Annotated in this window: 16 protein-coding genes; 13 read left to right on the forward strand and 3 right to left on the reverse strand. The window is 40.9% G+C overall.

What is annotated here, in order from left to right:
- Position 1: 1 nt before the first annotated feature.
- Complete coding sequence (locus tag DWX23_RS00740) at positions 2–1270, reverse strand: DUF5103 domain-containing protein (RefSeq protein WP_122352866.1); 1269 nt, start codon at positions 1268–1270, stop codon at positions 2–4.
- A gap of 132 nt (positions 1271–1402) precedes the next feature.
- Between DWX23_RS00740 and DWX23_RS00745 the strand changes: the two genes are divergently transcribed.
- The 6 genes from DWX23_RS00745 to nqrF are packed head-to-tail and all read left to right on the forward strand — an operon-like array spanning position 1403 to position 7259.
- Positions 1403–2752, forward strand: a complete 1350-nt coding sequence (locus tag DWX23_RS00745) for a Na(+)-translocating NADH-quinone reductase subunit A (RefSeq protein ID WP_122373047.1) — start codon at positions 1403–1405, stop codon at positions 2750–2752.
- 22 nt (positions 2753–2774) lie between these two features.
- Entirely contained in the window at positions 2775–3977 is a 1203-nt protein-coding gene (locus tag DWX23_RS00750; protein ID WP_122373048.1) for an NADH:ubiquinone reductase (Na(+)-transporting) subunit B, read from the forward strand.
- A 22-nt stretch (positions 3978–3999) separates the two neighbouring features.
- Entirely contained in the window at positions 4000–4665 is a 666-nt protein-coding gene (gene nqrC, locus DWX23_RS00755; RefSeq protein ID WP_122373049.1) for an NADH:ubiquinone reductase (Na(+)-transporting) subunit C, read from the forward strand.
- A 4-nt stretch (positions 4666–4669) separates the two neighbouring features.
- Positions 4670–5299 carry an NADH:ubiquinone reductase (Na(+)-transporting) subunit D gene (locus DWX23_RS00760; RefSeq protein ID WP_075557435.1) on the forward strand — a complete coding sequence of 210 codons (630 nt, stop codon included), beginning with the start codon at positions 4670–4672 and terminating at the stop codon, positions 5297–5299.
- Between the two features lie 25 nt (positions 5300–5324).
- Positions 5325–5942: an NADH:ubiquinone reductase (Na(+)-transporting) subunit E gene (gene nqrE, locus DWX23_RS00765; RefSeq protein WP_007656841.1), complete on the forward strand. Its 618-nt coding sequence runs from the start codon at positions 5325–5327 to the stop codon at positions 5940–5942.
- A 27-nt stretch (positions 5943–5969) separates the two neighbouring features.
- On the forward strand, positions 5970–7259 hold the full coding sequence (nqrF, locus tag DWX23_RS00770; protein ID WP_122373050.1) for an NADH:ubiquinone reductase (Na(+)-transporting) subunit F: 1290 nt from the start codon (positions 5970–5972) through the stop codon (positions 7257–7259).
- Between the two features lie 930 nt (positions 7260–8189).
- Here the strand turns inward: nqrF and DWX23_RS00785 are convergent.
- Positions 8190–8642 carry a type I restriction enzyme HsdR N-terminal domain-containing protein gene (locus tag DWX23_RS00785; protein WP_122373052.1) on the reverse strand — a complete coding sequence of 151 codons (453 nt, stop codon included), beginning with the start codon at positions 8640–8642 and terminating at the stop codon, positions 8190–8192.
- A 58-nt stretch (positions 8643–8700) separates the two neighbouring features.
- On the opposite strand from DWX23_RS00785, the gene DWX23_RS00790 reads away from it, so the two are divergent.
- The 6 genes from DWX23_RS00790 (at position 8701) to DWX23_RS00815 (ending at position 16201) form a co-directional block, all read left to right on the forward strand.
- Positions 8701–9477, forward strand: coding sequence for an AMP nucleosidase (locus tag DWX23_RS00790; protein WP_122352777.1), 777 nt, complete (start codon positions 8701–8703; stop codon positions 9475–9477).
- Positions 9478–9493: 16 nt separating this feature from the next.
- Positions 9494–10516, forward strand: a complete 1023-nt coding sequence (gene holA, locus DWX23_RS00795; RefSeq protein WP_122373053.1) for a DNA polymerase III subunit delta — start codon at positions 9494–9496, stop codon at positions 10514–10516.
- A 914-nt stretch (positions 10517–11430) separates the two neighbouring features.
- Complete coding sequence (locus DWX23_RS00800) at positions 11431–11880, forward strand: helix-turn-helix domain-containing protein (RefSeq protein ID WP_183669933.1); 450 nt, start codon at positions 11431–11433, stop codon at positions 11878–11880.
- Positions 11881–11943: 63 nt separating this feature from the next.
- A complete protein-coding gene (locus DWX23_RS00805) occupies positions 11944–12726 on the forward strand; it encodes a dihydroorotate dehydrogenase electron transfer subunit (RefSeq protein WP_122373054.1) in 783 nt (260 codons plus the stop codon).
- Positions 12714–13625 (forward strand): dihydroorotate dehydrogenase, encoded by a 912-nt coding sequence (locus DWX23_RS00810; RefSeq protein ID WP_122352780.1) that lies wholly within the window; start codon positions 12714–12716, stop codon positions 13623–13625. Before DWX23_RS00805 ends, DWX23_RS00810 begins: the two co-directional genes overlap by 13 nt.
- Before the next feature lie 419 nt (positions 13626–14044).
- Positions 14045–16201 (forward strand): alpha-galactosidase, encoded by a 2157-nt coding sequence (locus DWX23_RS00815; RefSeq protein ID WP_122373055.1) that lies wholly within the window; start codon positions 14045–14047, stop codon positions 16199–16201.
- 87 nt (positions 16202–16288) lie between these two features.
- Here DWX23_RS00815 and DWX23_RS00820 read toward each other — a convergent pair whose 3' ends face one another.
- Positions 16289–17470 carry an MFS transporter gene (locus tag DWX23_RS00820; RefSeq protein ID WP_122373466.1) on the reverse strand — a complete coding sequence of 394 codons (1182 nt, stop codon included), beginning with the start codon at positions 17468–17470 and terminating at the stop codon, positions 16289–16291.
- 138 nt (positions 17471–17608) lie between these two features.
- Between DWX23_RS00820 and DWX23_RS00825 the strand changes: the two genes are divergently transcribed.
- Positions 17609–18313: an MgtC/SapB family protein gene (locus DWX23_RS00825; RefSeq protein ID WP_122352782.1), complete on the forward strand. Its 705-nt coding sequence runs from the start codon at positions 17609–17611 to the stop codon at positions 18311–18313.
- Positions 18314–18317: the final 4 nt, after the last annotated feature.

Here is an 18317-nt window from a genome sequence, read left to right on the forward strand (position 1 = left end):
GTTAAAATACCTGCATTGCGTTCTTAACGCTTGTGACTCCGATTAATCGGTCGTATTGTATGCCCATCGGGCGGTAATAGACGTAAATGGTATATTCGTTTTCTGCCTGATAGTAATTGCCTTCTATCGGACCTGTTTCTCCGACCGTGTTACCGTTGGGTACAAACAAATATTGATAATTATAACTTCCTTGTTTTAAAAGCACTGCTTTTTCATACTGGTGAGTTTCAAAATTGTAACCCATCTTGCTCTTTTCATCGAGTACATTGTGGAAAAGTTCGCCGTTCAGATAAACATTGCCGTCAAGTAACGGGTCGCAGGCCAAAGCGAAATGAACAATGCAGTAATCCGCCTCCGTATCCGGATCGTTGCAACTGCTGCAACGAATAAAGAAACGGCCGTCCTGATCCTGATCGTACTGATAGGTCTGGTCGCTGCGTTTATGATCGGTCATTAGTTCCACATTATAATAAGGATTGTGGTACGAAATATTTTCTATGTGCATTCCATTATATTTGGTACTCAGGAATTCCATACGGCGGTATTCATTGCCGGCAGAGAAGATCAGACTACGGTTGTTTGTGTAGCCGATCTGATTCTCAAGAATGGTTGTCGGTTGAAGTCCTGATACGGCATTATCGCGCCGGTTATCCTGATAGACATGTATTTTCAGGTCTGTTTGCGGATAAGGTATCGGAAAGTTTTTATTATTGATCGTGAAACTAACCTGCTGGTGAGTCTGGTTTGTATCGATGTCCGTATTTCCGCTAACGGAAGCAGAAATGCCGACCATCGGCTCCACAACAGAGAAACAGGCGGTAAGAACTATCTGGTCAGGAATGTCTTCATTATAAATCTGTACGGCATAATTTCCCGAAACTTTGAATTGTATGTCTTCATTCGGCAACAGCAGATTGTAGTTTGTGTACTGTGTTGTGGTGTTAATGGAATTCGCGAAGTCATCTATCGTTAATCCTTGAAAACCACTCATATATTGAATGGGAGAGAGGATAGACTTCTGCCAGTTTGCATCACAATGGATGATGGAATAAGAATAGCGGACGCCGCCTTGTTCCAACGCATCGAAGTTGATCTGGATCTGTTGGTCGCCGTTCAACTCGATATAAGGCTCGGAAATAAACTCTCCGGCCACCTTCACCTGAAGGGTTTTTATCAGCTTGCTGTTAACGTCGGTAAAGTACGTTTGCTGAGCATTGGCCGGCATTATAGCGGCACAAAACAACAAAAATAGTAAACAATGTACTCTCATTTTCATGTATCTTTCTTTGACGGTACAAAATTATGGAATTATTTCTCTAATTATTTCTTTAATCCTGCTTTAAAGCATAAAAATTTATGTACTTTTGCGGGAAAATTACATATAAACAATTTTAGTTGTATCATGGCAAATGTGATTAAGATTAAAAAGGGTTTAGACATTAATCTGAAGGGTAAAGCTTCGGACGTACTGTTAAACACCGGGAAAAGCGACAGTTATGCTATCGTCCCCGATTATTATAACGGTATTACCCCCAAAGTTGTTGCCAAAGTAGGAGAAAAAGTCAAAGCCGGTTCTGTATTGATGATCGATAAGAACCGCCCGGAGATCAAGTTCGTTTCACCCGTTAGCGGTGAAGTAACTGCCGTAAACCGAGGAGAGAAGCGTAAAGTGCTTAGCATCGTTGTTAAGCCGGACACGCAGATCGAGTATGAGGATTTCGGTAAGAAAAATGTGTCTTCGCTGAAGAGTGAAGAGATAAAGGAAGCCCTGCTCAATGGTGGTATGTGGCCTTTTATCAAACAGCGTCCGTACGATATCGTAGCAACGCCGACAGATGAACCGCGTGACATTTTTGTGTCAGCATTCTATTCTGCACCGTTAGCTCCGAATTTCGATTTCATCCTGAAAGGACAGGAAACTGATTTCCAGACCGGGTTGGATGCACTGGCAAAACTTACTAAAGGTAAAGTTTATGTCGGCGTCAGAAAAGGTTCTTCCGTGAATGTGAAAGGAGTTGAAACCGTTGAGTTTGAGGGACCGCATCCTGCAGGTAATGTGGGTGTGCAGATCAACCATATCAAACCGGTTAACAAACAGGAAGTTGTTTGGGTGGTAAATCCGGCAGACGTGATCGTTATCGGTCGTCTGTTCAATAAAGGAGTAGCTGATTTCAGTCGCCTGGTAGCTATCACTGGGTCAGAAACAACGGAAAGAGGATATATCAAAACAATTTCAGGTTGTACGATCAACAGTTTGGTTGCCGGAAAGATACTGGAAGGCAAGGAAGATCTTCGTATCATCAGCGGAAATGTACTGACCGGAACAAAAGTTCGTAAAGATGATTATCTGGGTGCTTATGACAATCAGATCACTGTGATTCCGGAAGGAGACAAAACGTATGATTTCTTCGGCTGGGCGACTCCCGGATTCGGAAAATACAGCGTAAGCCACTCTTTCTTTACCTGGTTGGCTCCGAAGAGCAAAGAATATGTAATCGATGCACGTATCAAAGGAGGTAAACGTGCCATGATCATGTCGAACGAATACGAAAAAGTATTCCCGATGAGCATCTATCCCGAATACCTGCTGAAAGCCATTATCGCTTTCGATATCGATAAAATGGAAAATCTGGGTATCTACGAAGTTGCTCCGGAAGATTTTGCACTTTGCGAATTTGTTGACACTTCCAAGATCGAGATCCAGAAGATCGTACGTCAGGGATTGGATCTGTTATACAAGGAAATGAATTAATAACATAAAAAATTAGAATACATTGAAAGCGTTAAGGAATTACCTCGACAAGATTAAGCCTACTTTTGAAGAAGGCGGAAAGCTGGCGATGTTCCGTTCTGTATTCGAAGGTGTTGAAACATTCTTATTTGTTCCGAGCACCACTTCGAAATCAGGCGTGCATATTCACGACTATATCGATTCTAAGCGTACTATGACTGTGGTTATTATCGCTTTGTTGCCTGCTTTGCTTTTTGGTATGTACAATGTCGGCTATCAACACAATCTGGCTGTTGGCGCTGATCCCGGATTTTTGATGACCTTCATCTTTGGTTTCCTGGCTGTACTGCCTAAAATTATTGTTTCGTATGTAGTAGGTCTGGGTATCGAGTTTGCTGTTGCCCAGGTGAAGAAAGAAGAAATTCAGGAAGGTTTCCTGGTTTCCGGTATATTGATCCCGATGATCGTTCCTATCGATACTCCGCTGTGGATGATCGCTGTAGCTACTGCTTTTGCAGTCGTTTTTGCTAAGGAAGTATTCGGTGGTACAGGTTATAACGTATTTAACGTAGCATTGGTAACACGTGCATTCCTATTCTTTGCTTATCCGGCTGCCATGTCTGGCGACCAGGTATTCGTTCGCACAGCCGATACATTCGGACTGGGTGCAGGAACAGTAGTTGACGGTTTCTCCGGAGCTACTCCGCTGGGACAGGTTGCTATTGCAGGAAAGGATATGATCGGTTCATTCCAGACAGTTGACGTACTGGGTAACCCGATGACTACCTGGGATATGTTCCTGGGACTGATTCCGGGTTCAATCGGTGAAACATCCGTATTGGCTATCCTGATCGGTGCTGTTATCCTTCTGTATACTCAGATCGCAAGCTGGAAGACCATGCTGTCTGTATTTGTAGGTGGTGCTTTAATGGCAGCTATCTTCAATATGATCGGCACAACGGTGGCTATGTGTGTATCTCCGATCGATCATTTGTTCCTGGGTGGTTTTGCTTTTGGTGCCGTATTTATGGCTACCGACCCTGTGACATCTGCACGTACTGAAACAGGTAAATATATCTATGGCTTCCTGGTAGGAGCAATGGCTATCATTATCCGTGCATTGAACCCGGGTTATCCTGAAGGTATGATGCTTGCTATCCTGTTAATGAATGTATTTGCTCCGCTGATCGACTACTATGTGGTAGAAAGCAACATCACACGTCGTTTGAAAAGAGCAGTGAAGTAACATTATAATAAGAAGTAGAATTATGAATAGAGATAGTAATGTATATACCGTAGTATACGCTTCTGTAATGGTTCTTCTGGTTGCTGTTGTGTTAGCTTTCACTTCGCAGTCGCTGAGAAGTTTCCAGAAAAAGAATGAAGATAACGACAAGAGACAACAGATCCTGCGTTCAATCAATGTATCTGCATCGGCTAATGACGCTGAAACAAAATACAATGAATTGATTAAAGAATCTTTCCTTGTGAATGAAAATGGAGAAAAGGTAGAAGGTGACGCATTTACTGCAACACCTGATCAACATCCGGTATTTGTAGCCAATGTAGATGGTAAAAACAAATATATCATGGCTTTGTCAGGTGCAGGTTTGTGGGGACCTCTGTGGGGGTATCTTTCCGTTGATGAAGACAAGAATACAATTTTTGGTGCAGACTTCAGCCACCAGGGAGAAACTCCGGGATTGGGTGCTGAGATCTCAAAGCCAGAATTCAGCAAAGAATTCAAAGGTAAAAAATTGTTCTTCAACGGTGAATTCAAATCCGTAGCTATTGTTAAGCCGGGTAAGAGCGTAGCCGGTCAGGACTATGTTGACGGTATTTCAGGTGGTACGATCACCAGTCAGGGGGTTGACCACATGTTGTTCAATAGCCTGAATGGTTATGTTAAGTTTTTAACCTCACAAAATCAGTAAGAAGATGGGATTATTATCAAGTAAGAATAAAGAAGTTCTGTTAGGCCCGTTGAGCACAAACAACCCTGTCATCGTACAGATGTTGGGTATTTGCTCTGCACTGGCTGTAACATCAAAACTTGAGCCGTCTATTGTAATGGGTATTTCCGTGACGGCTGTGGTGGCGTTTGCCAACGTGATTATTTCGTTACTGCGTAATACAATTCCTAACCGTATCCGTATTATCGTACAGTTGGTAGTTGTTGCCGCATTGGTAACTATTGTAAGTGAAGTATTGAAAGCATTTGCCTATGATGTAAATAAGCAGCTTTCGGTGTTCGTTGGTCTGATCATTACCAACTGTATCCTGATGGGACGTCTGGAGGCGTTCGCCCTGGGTAACGGTCCGTGGGAATCTTTCCTGGACGGTATCGGTAATGGTTTGGGATATGCTCTGATCCTTGTGATCGTAGGTTTCTTCCGTGAGTTATTAGGTTCTGGTACGTTACTTGGATTCCAGGTGATCCCGCAGGCATTCTACGACTTCGGCTATGTAAACAATGGTTTGATGATCCTGCCTCCGATGGCTTTGATCGTGATTGCCGTGATTATATGGGTTCACCGTTCTAAGAACAAAGAGCTTCAAGAAAATTAATACAAACTATTAAACGAATAATAGAATGGAAGAATATTTAAGCACGTTTGTCCGCTCGATCTTCGTAGACAACATGATTTTCGCATACTATCTGGGTATGTGTTCTTTCCTGGCTGTTTCCAAGAACGTAAAGACTGCTTTAGGATTGGGTATGGCTGTAACGTTCATCTTGGTATGTACGTTGCCGATCAACTATATGCTCGAAAATTATATATTGAAAGAAGGCGCCATGAGCTGGTTAGGCGCTGAATATGCAGGAGTGAATCTGAGTTTCCTTTCTCTGATCATCTTCATCGCCATCATTGCTTCATTTACGCAGTTGGTTGAAATGGTTGTTGAGAAATTTGCTCCGGCATTGTATGCATCTCTGGGTATCTTTTTGCCGCTTATCGCTGTGAACTGTGCTATCCTGGGTGGTTCTCTGTTTATGCAACAAAGAGCATTTCCTAATGTAGGAGTTGCTACTGTATACGGTTTAGGTTCTGGTATCGGTTGGATGCTGGCTATCGTTGGAATGGCTGCTATCCGTGAAAAACTGGCTTATTCGGATATACCGAAGCCTTTGAAAGGTCTGGGTATTACCTTTATCATTACCGGTCTGATGGGTATGGCATTTATGTGCTTCTCAGGACTTAAGATCTAAGTATTAACGCATTAAACAAGAATAAAGATGATTATATTAATGTCGGGCGGACTTACCATTGCAGTCGGAGCAGTCGTTTTCCTTGTGATTACACTGATCCTTGTTGGTTCGCTTTTATTTGCGAAAGCAAAATTAATACCATCGGGCAATGTGAGGATGGTTGTTAACGGAGAAAAGGAATACGATGTTCCCATTGGTGGAACAGTATTGAATACGCTTCAGAGTGAAGGTATTTTCCTGTCGTCTGCTTGTGGTGGTAGCGGTAGCTGTGGACAGTGCCGTTGTCAGGTGCCGGAAGGTGGCGGAAACATTCTTCCTACGGAAGTTGGTTTCTTCTCTCGTAAACAAATTAAAGATCATTGGAGACTGGGTTGCCAGACCAAGATAAAAGAAGATATCAAGATCAAAGTTCCTGATGAAGTATTCGGAGTTAAGGAATGGGAATGCGAAGTGATCAGCAACAAGAACGTGGCTACCTTTATTAAAGAGTTTATCGTTGCTCTGCCTAAGGGTGAACACATGGACTTCGTTCCGGGTTCTTATGCACAGATCAAGATCCCTGCATATACTATGGATTATGACAAGGATATCGATAAAGACCTGATCGGTGAAGGTTATTTGCCGGCATGGAAGAACTTCGGTTTGTTCAGTCTGAAATGTCAGAACACTGAACCGACTATCCGTGCTTACTCAATGGCCAACTATCCTGCAGAAGGAGACCGTATCATGTTGACAGTACGTATCGCAACTCCTCCTTTCAAACCGAAAGAACAGGGTCCTGGATTCCAGGATGTAATGCCGGGTATCGCTTCTTCTTATATCTTTACCCTGAAACCGGGTGATAAGGTAATCATGAGCGGTCCTTACGGTGATTTCCATCCGATCTTCGACTCTAAGAGAGAAATGATGTGGGTCGGCGGTGGTGCCGGTATGGCTCCGTTGCGTGCTCAGATCATGCACATGACTAAGACATTGAAGACAACAGATCGTAAGATGACTTATTTCTATGGTGCTCGTGCATTGAATGAAGTATTCTATCTGGAAGACTTCCTGGCAATAGAAAAAGAATTCCCGAATTTCGAATTCCGTCTGGCACTTGACCGTCCGGATCCTGCAGCTGATGCAGCCGGCGTGAAGTATACCCCGGGTTTTGTACACCAGGTAATTTACGATACTTATCTGAAGGATCACGAAGCTCCGGAAGATATCGAATATTACATGTGTGGTCCGGGCCCGATGTCGAAAGCTGTAGAAAATATGCTTGACAATCTGGGTGTACCTCGTGAAATGTTACATTTCGATGACTTCGGTGCATAAAATGGAGTGATCCATATTCAGATCCAAATAACGAAAGGGAAGAAAATTGAATTTTTCTTCCCTTTTTCTTTTCTGTTTTATTTATAAAAAGCCATATAAGATATATAAGTATAATTTATTATATGCTCTTAAATCCTGAAATTCAAGTAAATTTCTAAAGAAAAATACATAAAATGTACTTTTCATGTAATATCATGCAGCATTTTTCGTTCTTATTACATCTTAGCTAATAGAGACATAAAAATTGAGCAAGATTATGAAGCCGTTGATTTTATCTTTTTTCGCAGTTATACTAGGTTATTCTCTTCTTTTTAATGAAAAAGAAGAAATCAGTCAGCCGATTCATGTGATTGATAATTCTGTGTATATCCATAAATCCGATACACCGAGGGTCGATTCTGTTGCCATTTATTATAACAGAACAGCATCTGTTTTATAAAAAATACTCCAAATAGCAATATTTATTCTGTAAATGTTTGTTTATTAAATAAATATTGCTATGTTTGTTCCGTATAATTATGAATATGCGGAAATGCTACACCAGTTTATTACTATATATACTTCTGAATTTTTGATGACAATGCTCTTTGGAGTGTTGTTTTTTCTGTGTCTGCCTGTTTTTTTCATAGAAGTAAGCAAGTCTTTTATTATAAATAATGTAACCCGATTAATTCCGGTTATCTCTGATTCTGTTTTTGCGGGGAAACAGGATAGAATAACTGAATCCAAGAAGGGTTTCATGCATCATACGATCCCGGATAAATCACAGATAAGGAATAACCGTCACCGGTTGGGCTGACGAACCCTTATCCGGCAACTAAGCGTTGAAGGATAAGGGGAGAGGCTTTGTGTAAAAAATCTAATACTTATTATCTGTACTGTTTTCAGATAAATAAGAACAAAGTTGTTGTCTTTTCTTATCGGTTTTGTCTACTCCAGCACATTATATTCCGGGATTCCTTCCAAAAAAGAATAAGTCAGATTTTCATAGTCTATTTTGCAGCAAAAATGGCTGATGCCGTTGCTGACGGCGAGATAACGAACGTGTAATACCATGTTATAGCGTACTATCTGGTCAAATACCGAGCTTGTGATCTCGATGTGGGGAGCTTTATATTCTACGATCATTAAAGGGGTTAAAAAGCGGTTATACGCAACCGTGTCGCATCGTTTGGAGGTGCCGTTCAGTTTTAAAGGAACTTCATTTGCCAGAAGTTCTTTAGGGTATCCTTTATCCGTGATCAGATAATTCACAAAATGTTGGCGAACCCATTCTTCAGGAGTCAGGGCAACAAATTTGCGGCGTACCGGATCGAATATGATGTGCTTCCCATCTTTTTCCTTTACTTTCGCAGCGAATGTTGGTAAGTTTAATGACAGCATTTATTATATTTGTCGTTTATATTATACACTATAATTGCACCCTCAAAGGTAATGATTTATGAAAACAAAACAAGAAATCGTTGAAAATTGGCTGCCTCGTTATACCGATCGCAAGTTGGAAGATTTTGATAAGTATATATTACTCACGAACTTTACCAAATACGTCGAGCTGTTTGCTGAAAAATTTAATGTCCCGATACTCGGACTGAAAAGTTCCATGCCGAACGCTTCGGCAGAAGGCATCACCATCATCAACTTCGGTATGGGAAGTGCAAATGCTGCAACGATCATGGATTTGTTGTCGGCTGTCAGTCCGACCGCCGTCCTGTTTCTAGGTAAATGCGGCGGATTAAAGAAAGCCAATAATCTGGGCGATTATGTTTTGCCGATTGCTGCAATCCGTGGTGAAGGAACTTCTAACGAATATCTGCCTGCCGAAGTTCCGTCTCTCCCGGCATTTTCGATGTTGCGCGCTATTTCTTCTGCCGTTCGTGACCAGGGAAAAGATTATTGGACCGGAACGATTTATACTACGAACCGCCGTGTTTGGGAGTATGATACATCTTTCAAGGAGTATCTGAAACGCACTCATGCTACCGGTATCGATATGGAAACCGCGACGTTGCTTACTGCGGGCTTTGCCAATAAAATTCCAACAGGAGCCTTGCTGATGATCTCGGATAAGCCTTTGGAAGAAGATGGAGTTAAAACAGAAGCGAGTGATCGGGTAGTTACCCGTAACTTTGCTCCGGAGCATGTAAAACTGGGAATCGAAGCCCTTCGTCAAATTATAGACGATAAAAAAACAGTTCGCCATATCCGGTTCAGTTGGTAATAATTAAAGCTATATTATGGCAAAAAAAGAAAATACGTTTGAGGAAATATGCCGGGATATCGTAGCAAAGAAATTTCAACCCGTTTATATTTTAATGGGCGAAGAGCCCTTTTTCATGGACAAGATAACCGATCTGCTTATTGAGAACGTGCTGTCGGAATCCGAACGGGATTTTAACCAGATGATCATGTATGGTGCAGATACGGATGCAGCCATGATCATCAATGCAGCCCGGCGGTTCCCAATGATGTCTGAATATCAACTGGTCGTGGTACGTGAGGCCCAACTGGTCCGTGACATAGAATTGTTGACCAATTATGTCAAGAATCCGCTTAAATCGACAGTGCTGGTCGTCAATTACAAGTATAAGAATCTGGATAGAAGGAAGTCTTTGGCTGCAGCTACTGAAAAAACAGGCGTTCTGTTCGAATCGAAAAAGATTCCGGATTATAAAATGCCGGGGTTTATCGTTTCGTTTATGCAACAGCGTTCTATCGGGATCGATCCAAAGGCCGCTCAGATGCTCTCAGACTTCCTGGGAAACGATTTAAGCCGTCTTAGTAAGGAATTGGACAAGTTGACATTGATCTTGCCTGAAAAAGCCCCAAAACGCGTCACACCGGAATTGATAGAACAGAATATCGGAATAAGTAAAGAATACAATAACTTCGAATTGATAAAAGCCATTGCGGTAAAGGATGTATTAAAAGCAAACCGGATCATTCAGTATTTTGAAAAGAATCCGAAAAGTAACCCGATACAGATGACCCTTCCTGTAATTTTTAATTATTTCTCAAACCTGCTGATCTGCTATTATACAAAGGACAGGTCGGAGACTGGATTAATGACGGCATTAGGTTTAAGAGGAACTTTTCAGGTAAAAGATTATATGACCGGACTAAGAAACTTTCCGGCCATGAAAGTTTTTAATCTGATCAGTGATATCCGGACAACTGATGCGCGGTCAAAAGGAGTAGACAATTCTTCTGTATCGGATGCAGATTTACTCAAAGAATTATTATATAAAATACTTCATTAAAAATTGGATCAGTAGTGAAAACTGCATGTGTGATAAATCTAAATTATCGACATATGCAGTTTTTTATGAAACTACCGGTTGGAGCTCTTTCAATCGTTTTTTTACTCTTCTTTTTCTAGAACAGTCTAAACGCAGAACGACAAAAAAGTAGGTGTTCGTTTTGTTTCTCAATGATTAAGACTATATTTTACCCCTCTGAGAATTCAATATTTATTTCCGCCCGTATAGTTGTTTACAAATATCACTGAAAAATCAGGTTTTAGAGTCTTGGATACAAAAGTATATCAGATAATAGAAGACCAGGAATACAAAATAGGACATATTGGCAGTAGCTCTTTTCAATTAAAGAAGGCGAGTTTACAAAAGTGTGATTTAAAATGAATGTTACTTTTGTAATCGGATACACTTGTGTACTGACGAATCAGAACAAATGTCACTTTTGTAAAGATGTCATCCGTGATACAAAAGTAACAATATACATTACTAATATAAATCAATAAAAATAGGTTTAAATACTGTTATTGTAAATGTATATGATAAAAGATCAAAAACCAGCACATTATCTAAATATATTAATTGTATACATTAATTTTCTCCTATTATTCCGTATATAAATGTGAAATATGCTTGAATCTATGCAAATAATAATACCTTAATTCGTTATGCAACAGATATTTATTCTATAAAATCATTAACACTGCTTTAAGCCTGTTTTATGGTCCTGGATATCGGTTTACAAAAGTGTTCTACACAAAAGTGTAACGACGGTTACAAATGTTCTGGTTTATTGTTATAACTATAAATTGCACAATTGGAAATAATGATTTATCTTTGTGTCTATATTTATTTTTGTATCATATGCTTGTAAACAGTCATATTGGCAGTGATTTTTGATATATAAATCGTATTTTAGTATGAAAGATCGTATTTTAGCAGTAATGGAACATGAAGGGCTGACTCCTTCTAAATTTGCTGAAGCAATCGGTATCCAACGTTCGGCTATGTCGCATATTATATCCGGCAGGAATAATCCCAGCCTGGATGTGCTGATAAAAATTCTGGAACGATTCACATATGTAGATTCCGACTGGCTTTTATTCGGTAAAGGCAATATGATGCGCGAACATGTGTTAACTGAACCCAATTTGTTTACAAATACAACGATAAATCCGCCCAACCTATCGGATTCTCCCGAATATCGCAAGGAAATTAGGGTTGAGACACCTGTAAACACACCTAAACAGCCTGTAATTGAACAAATTGTGCTACCGGAACAACCTGTCAGAAATGTGAGCAAGATAATGATATTTTATTCTGATAATACATTTGAGACTTTTACGTCTGAAAAAAACAAGAAAGACTAGGCCAACATTGTTATATACATCTTATTCATGTATCTTTGTATAGAAATTGAGTAATCATATTATATGAAGAAGTACATGTTAGATATGAAGGTCACAGAAAACAACCGCCTTCATAAAAATTATTGCCTGCTGAAGTTAACCAGCGACGATACTTTACCGGAAATGCTTCCCGGACAGTTCGTTCAGGTGCTGGTGGATAACTCTCCTACAACATTTCTACGCCGACCTATTTCAATTAACTTTGTAGATAGAACAACCAATGAATTGTGGTTGCTTATCCAGTTGATTGGCGACGGAACACGTCGTATGGCAGAATACCGTCCCGGAGATATTGTAAATATTATGTTGCCGCTTGGGAACAGTTTCACAATTCCTGCTGCCGGAGATAAAAATCAGAAATTCCTGCTTATTGGCGGTGGTGTCGGTACGGCTCCGATGTTATGTTTGGGGGCTGCCCTGAAGAATGCCGGTTTTGAACCTGTATTTCTGTTGGGAGCGCGTTCAAAGGATGATGTATTGCAACTGGATGAGTTTACGAAAATCGGAACTGTTCACATAACTACCGAAGATGGTTCTCTCGGAGAAAAAGGTTATGTAACAAACCATTCCGTATTGAAAAACGTTCATTTTGATAGAATTTACACATGTGGACCGAAGCCTATGATGGTAGCTGTTGCCAAATATGCAGCTGCCGAATCGATCACATGCGAAGTCTCGCTTGAAAATACAATGGCCTGTGGTATAGGTGCTTGCCTGTGCTGTGTGGAGAATACGAAAGAAGGTCATGTATGTGTTTGTACTGAAGGTCCCGTATTTAATATAGAAAAATTGACATGGCTGAGTTAAATGTAAACATAGGTAATTTGCCGTTGAAGAATCCGGTAATGACTGCATCGGGAACATTTGGATACGGAGTCGAATATTCAGACTTTATGGATATTTCGAGACTGGGCGGTATTTTTGTAAAAGGAACAACTATCCAGCCACGCGAAGGCAACCTGTATCCCCGTATGGCAGAAACTCCTTCCGGAATGTTGAATGCCGTCGGTCTGCAGAACAAAGGTGCCCAATATTTTGTCGATAATATCTATCCCGCTATTAAGGATATCGATACTAATATGATCGTAAATGTGAGCGGATCGTCTGTTGAAACATACGTGGAATGTGCAGAGAAAATAGCGGAATTGGATAAAATTCCCGCTATCGAACTGAATATTTCCTGTCCGAATGTGAAGCAAGGCGGTATGGCTTTTGGGGTGACAACCTGTGGTGCTGCCGAAGTCGTGAAGGCTGTCCGCAAGGTTTATCCTAAGACCCTTATTGTAAAACTTTCTCCTAATGTAACAGACATAACCGAGATAGCAAAAGCTGTCGAAGCTGAAGGTGCAGACTCTGTTTCGCTGATCAATACCATGCTTGGTATGGCTATCGATGCAGAGAAGCGTAAACCTATATTATCTACAATAACCGGTGGCCTTTCCGGTCCTTGTGTAAAGCCGGTTGCTCTCCGTATGGTATGGCAAACGTACAAGGCTGTGAAGATTCCTATCATCGGTTTAGGTGGTATTTCCAACTGGAAAGATGCCGTCGAGTTTATGCTGGCCGGAGCTACTGCCATACAGATCGGTACTTATAACTTTATTGATCCGACTGTATCGGTAAAAGTGATCGATGGTATGAACGATTACCTCGACAGGCATGGTTTTAAGTCTGTAAAAGAGCTTATTGGGGCTTTGGAAGTATAAGACTTACTATTAAACAGAAGAACTTCCTTGTTTTTTTTACGGAAGGAAGTTGTTTATTGCTTGTAACATCCGGATGCTACCGATCGGTAGACCCGGGTGTCAGTAGGGTCAACACCCGGGTGTCAACCTCTTTGAGATCCGGGTGTCGATCAGTTTAACTACTGACCTTTGTAAAAAAAGACAATAGGGTTTATGGAAAGCACAAGTATCGTCGGAGAACTTGCCACACGAATGATTTCGTTGATTATATCCGGAAACTATGATAGTTGTATGATAGTTAAATGATAGTTGAAAATAAGAACTATCATTATGTAAAGCTTAGATTTATAGGTATTTATACTTGAAAATGATAGTATGATAGTTGTTTTTCGATTTCTAAGTATGTAATGTATTTATTGTAAACCAAGTAAAATAATAGTATGAGGAACAAATTATTTCTTTTAATCTTATTGACGATTTTATCTATATCGTTGAAAGCCAGTGACAAAACAGTTATTCCTATTACAACGGAAAATATTAGCCTGATCTATAAAGTAGGTGATAACGGTCGTTTATACCAATCATATTTAGGGCAAAAACTTCGTTTCAGCAGTGATATCGACCAGTTGCCGATGGGTGATGAAGCCTATATTGCGCATGGTATGGAAGATTATTTCGAACCAGCTATCCGCGTATTGCATAATGACGGCAATCCTTCCCTGCTACTGAAATATATCTCTTCCGAAACCCGGGAGTTGCAGCCGGGAGCTACAGAAACTGTCATTAAGCTGCAAGATGAAGTTTATCCCGTAATGGTAGACCTCTATTTTATAGCTTATGCCAAAGAAAACATCATCAAGACATATACAGAAATATCCCATCAGGAAAAAAAGCCGGTTACGCTCTATAATTATGCTTCTTCTATGTTGCATCTGAATAGCGGCAAGTATTTTCTCACGGAATTTGCAGGTGACTGGGCACACGAAGTCAATATGACGGAACAACAGCTTTCATTCGGTAAAAAAGTTTTGGATACGAAGCTGGGAAGTCGTGCAAATATGTTCAATTCACCTTTCTTTTTACTGGCTTTGGACGAACAGGCAAAAGAAAATGAGGGTGAAGTCCTTTTCGGGACAATTGGTTGGACAGGGAATTTCCGGTTTACCTTTGAAGTCGATAACTTGAATAATTTACGTATTCTTTCAGGTATAAATAACTATGCATCAGAATATTCATTAAAACCGAAAGAAATATTCCGTACTCCTGAATTTATATTTACTTTCAGTGCGGAAGGAAAAGGGAAAGCAAGCCGCGATTTTCACAGATGGGCTCGTAAATACCAGGTGAAAGACGGTGATAAATCACGTCTGACATTGTTGAATAACTGGGAGGCTACTTATTTTGATTTCAATGAAGACAAGTTGGTCGATATTATGGATGAAGCGAAATCGCTGGGAGTCGATATGTTCCTGTTGGACGACGGATGGTTTGCCAACAAATATCCGCGTAACAGCGACCGCCAGGGCTTGGGTGATTGGGATGAAACAGCAGAAAAACTACCGAATGGCATTGGGAAATTGGTGAAAGAAGCAACCGGTAAAGGGATAAAATTCGGTCTGTGGATTGAACCGGAGATGGTAAATCCGAAGAGCGAACTCTATGAAAAGCATAAAGACTGGGTAATTCATCTGCCGAACAGGGAAGAATATTATTTCAGAAATCAATTGGTATTGGATCTCAGTAATCCGAAAGTTCAGGATTATGTATTTGGTATTGTGGACAATCTGATGACAAAATATCCGGGTATCGCTTATTTTAAATGGGATTGTAATAGTCCGATTACCAACATTTATTCCCCTTATTTAAAAGATCAACAATCTCATTTGTACATAGAACATGTGAGAGGTTTATATAATGTATTGGAACGTGTAAAAGCAAAATATCCGGATCTGCCGATGATGCTCTGCTCCGGAGGTGGCGGACGTACGGATTATGAAGGATTGAAATATTTTACCGAGTTCTGGCCGAGTGATAACACAGACCCTATCGAACGTATCTTTATCCAGTGGGGATATTCTCATTTCTTCCCGTCAAAGACAATGGCAGCGCATGTAACAAGCTGGAACAAAGGGGCTGGTGTGAAGTTTCGTACGGATGTTGCGATGATGGGTAAGTTGGGTTTCGATATCCGTATTCATGATATGACCCCGGCAGAACAGGAATATTGCAAAGGAGCTGTGAAAAACTTCAACCGTTTGAATAAGGAAATTATGGAAGGTGATCTGTACCGTCTCGTATCCCCTTATGATGGAAATCATTCGGCTGTAATGTATGTAAATGAGGCTGTAGATAAAGCTGTTCTTTTTGCTTTCGATATCCATCCGCGATATGCTGAAAATTTACAGTCAGTGCGTTTACAGGGGTTGAATCCGGACGCTCAGTACGAGATAAAGGAGATTAATTTACTACCGAACACTAAATCGGTGTTGAGATGTAATGGAAAGACTTATTCCGGTGAATACCTGATGAAAGTAGGTATACCGGTATTTTCCGGCAGACAATTGGCTAGCCGGGTTATTGAGATCTCAAAAATATAAGTGAAACATATTCATTCTTTAGCAAAAACGGAGAGGCTGATAAGTTAAGTCTCTCCGTTTTTTTGTTTTCACTATAAACTATATTATTTATATTTTCCTTTTTGATAGTAAAGTGACCGACAGGGAAGCACAGCAGAGTAAGACCCCAACACCGGCTGTCCCGGCCCAACCGAACAATTGCCAGGCTGTCCCGGAAAGAAAGGTTCCCAGTGAGCCGCCAACAAAATAAGTGGTCATGAATATGGTATTTACCCGGTTCGATGCAGCCGGACATAACTCGAAAATGCTCGATTGGTTACTGAGCTGGATGCATTGCATGCCGATATCGATAATAATTATACCCGCAATGATGGAAGTATAAAAACTACCTCCGAAATAAAGTAATAACCAGGATAACAATATCAATCCGCATCCCCAGAAATTAAAACATCTGACGCCTACTTTCTTTACATATTTCCCGACAAGTGATGCCGACATGGCTCCGGCAACCCCACAAAGTCCCAACATACCGACAACATCGCTATTGGCAAAGAAAGGGGCTTGCCCCATCTTAAATGCCAGGCATGACCACATCGCCAGAAAAGAGCCGAAAGCCAGTCCGGACCGGACAGCATAGATACGCAACGCCGGAAATTCTTTTACGAGGGAAAGCAAGGATTTCATCAATTCAGCATATTTCCCTGTAAAAGTCGGGCGTATATCCGGTAGTACGGTGATCACGACAATACAGCAGACGATCATCAATCCGGCTGCAATGTAGTACATTTCACGCCATCCGAACAGTTCTCCGACTAATCCGCTGATCACTCGCGATACCAATATCCCGGATAATAATCCCGAAACGACCAGTCCGACATTACGTCCTTTATTTTCCGGTTTGGAATAGAGGGCGGCGATAGGAATGAATATCTGCGGAATTACCGAGCAAACACCTGTGACCAGTGAAGCGATCAGGATAATATGAATATTGGGGGCCATGGCAATGCTTAACAGCGATAGCACCAAAAGGGTAAAGTTGGTTATAATGATTTTTTTACGTTTGAACATGTCGGCTAGCGGTACCACAAACAACAGTCCCAACGCATAACCGATCTGGGTAACCATTGCGATCAGGTTGGTTGTAAATTCGGATACGTCGAGATCGCGCCGTATCATATTTAAAAGCGGTTGATTATAATAAAGATTGGCTACCGATATACCGGCTACGATAGATAATGTCCAGAGTATCGAAGCTGGCAGACCTCCGTTTTCTTTCAATGTCTGTTTCATATTTTGCGTTTGAACCGGCAAATTTACCTTAAAAAATTGAGATATAGAACCTTTTTTCTTTGTATGGAAGCAGCCTCCGACATATAGAGATATTCAAATAATTGGTTATATTTGCCAATAACTAAAACAGGAGAATATATGTTTGAACATCTTAATGATATATTGGAAAATACAACTATAACACCCTCAACCGCAGCTGTCAAACTACTTGTCAGTTTCTTTCTGGGTGCTATTATCGGTATAGAACGTCAATTCCGCCGCCGTGAAGCCGGAATGCGTACATTTACACTGATCTGTATGGGATCGGCTGCCGCTATGCTTATTTCCATCTGGATACCGCAATGCTATCCTGATTTTCTGAATGGAGATCCGGGACGTATTGCAGCACAGGTACTTACCGGCATCGGCTTTCTTGGTGCCGGGGCGATCATGCAAAGTCACGGAAGTATTCACGGATTGACAACGGCTGCCTGTATCTGGGTAGTGGCCGTGATCGGTCTGGCTGTGGGAGCGGGGATGTATGTACCGGCATTGATAGGGACAGGCCTTACATTGGTTATCCTGGTCAGCCTTGAAAAGCTTGAAAAAAGAATGTTCCTGAACGGAGTGAATAAGATCCTGACTATTATTTGTACAACAGCAACACCTGACCTGAAAGCGGTTCGTAAGATATTGGAATCAAAGAATATTTATATTGTCAGTGTTTCGTTCGAATCAATCTATGAGCAGAATAAAGCGATTATCACTTATAAAGTGAATGTCAAGGCGCAGTCTTCTTATATGAATTTATTCAGTGAGATCAGGACGTTGGGGTATGTCTCTCAAATAAGATTGATGGCCTGAGCCA

Source organism: Parabacteroides sp. AF18-52 (genome assembly GCF_003479145.1).
In the GTDB taxonomy this organism is placed as follows: Bacteria; Bacteroidota; Bacteroidia; order Bacteroidales; family Tannerellaceae; genus Parabacteroides; species Parabacteroides faecis.

Coding starts and splice junctions, on each gene's coding strand:
- DWX23_RS00740 (WP_122352866.1), bottom strand. CDS start 1,270: ATGAGAGTACATTGTTTACTATTTTTGTTGTTTTGTGCCGCTATAATG.
- DWX23_RS00745 (WP_122373047.1), top strand. CDS start 1,403: ATGGCAAATGTGATTAAGATTAAAAAGGGTTTAGACATTAATCTGAAG.
- nqrC (WP_122373049.1), top strand. CDS start 4,000: ATGAATAGAGATAGTAATGTATATACCGTAGTATACGCTTCTGTAATG.
- DWX23_RS00760 (WP_075557435.1), top strand. CDS start 4,670: ATGGGATTATTATCAAGTAAGAATAAAGAAGTTCTGTTAGGCCCGTTG.
- nqrE (WP_007656841.1), top strand. CDS start 5,325: ATGGAAGAATATTTAAGCACGTTTGTCCGCTCGATCTTCGTAGACAAC.
- nqrF (WP_122373050.1), top strand. CDS start 5,970: ATGATTATATTAATGTCGGGCGGACTTACCATTGCAGTCGGAGCAGTC.
- DWX23_RS00785 (WP_122373052.1), bottom strand. CDS start 8,642: ATGCTGTCATTAAACTTACCAACATTCGCTGCGAAAGTAAAGGAAAAA.
- DWX23_RS00790 (WP_122352777.1), top strand. CDS start 8,701: ATGAAAACAAAACAAGAAATCGTTGAAAATTGGCTGCCTCGTTATACC.
- holA (WP_122373053.1), top strand. CDS start 9,494: ATGGCAAAAAAAGAAAATACGTTTGAGGAAATATGCCGGGATATCGTA.
- DWX23_RS00800 (WP_183669933.1), top strand. CDS start 11,431: ATGAAAGATCGTATTTTAGCAGTAATGGAACATGAAGGGCTGACTCCT.
- DWX23_RS00805 (WP_122373054.1), top strand. CDS start 11,944: ATGAAGAAGTACATGTTAGATATGAAGGTCACAGAAAACAACCGCCTT.
- DWX23_RS00810 (WP_122352780.1), top strand. CDS start 12,714: ATGGCTGAGTTAAATGTAAACATAGGTAATTTGCCGTTGAAGAATCCG.
- DWX23_RS00815 (WP_122373055.1), top strand. CDS start 14,045: ATGAGGAACAAATTATTTCTTTTAATCTTATTGACGATTTTATCTATA.
- DWX23_RS00820 (WP_122373466.1), bottom strand. CDS start 17,470: ATGAAACAGACATTGAAAGAAAACGGAGGTCTGCCAGCTTCGATACTC.
- DWX23_RS00825 (WP_122352782.1), top strand. CDS start 17,609: ATGTTTGAACATCTTAATGATATATTGGAAAATACAACTATAACACCC.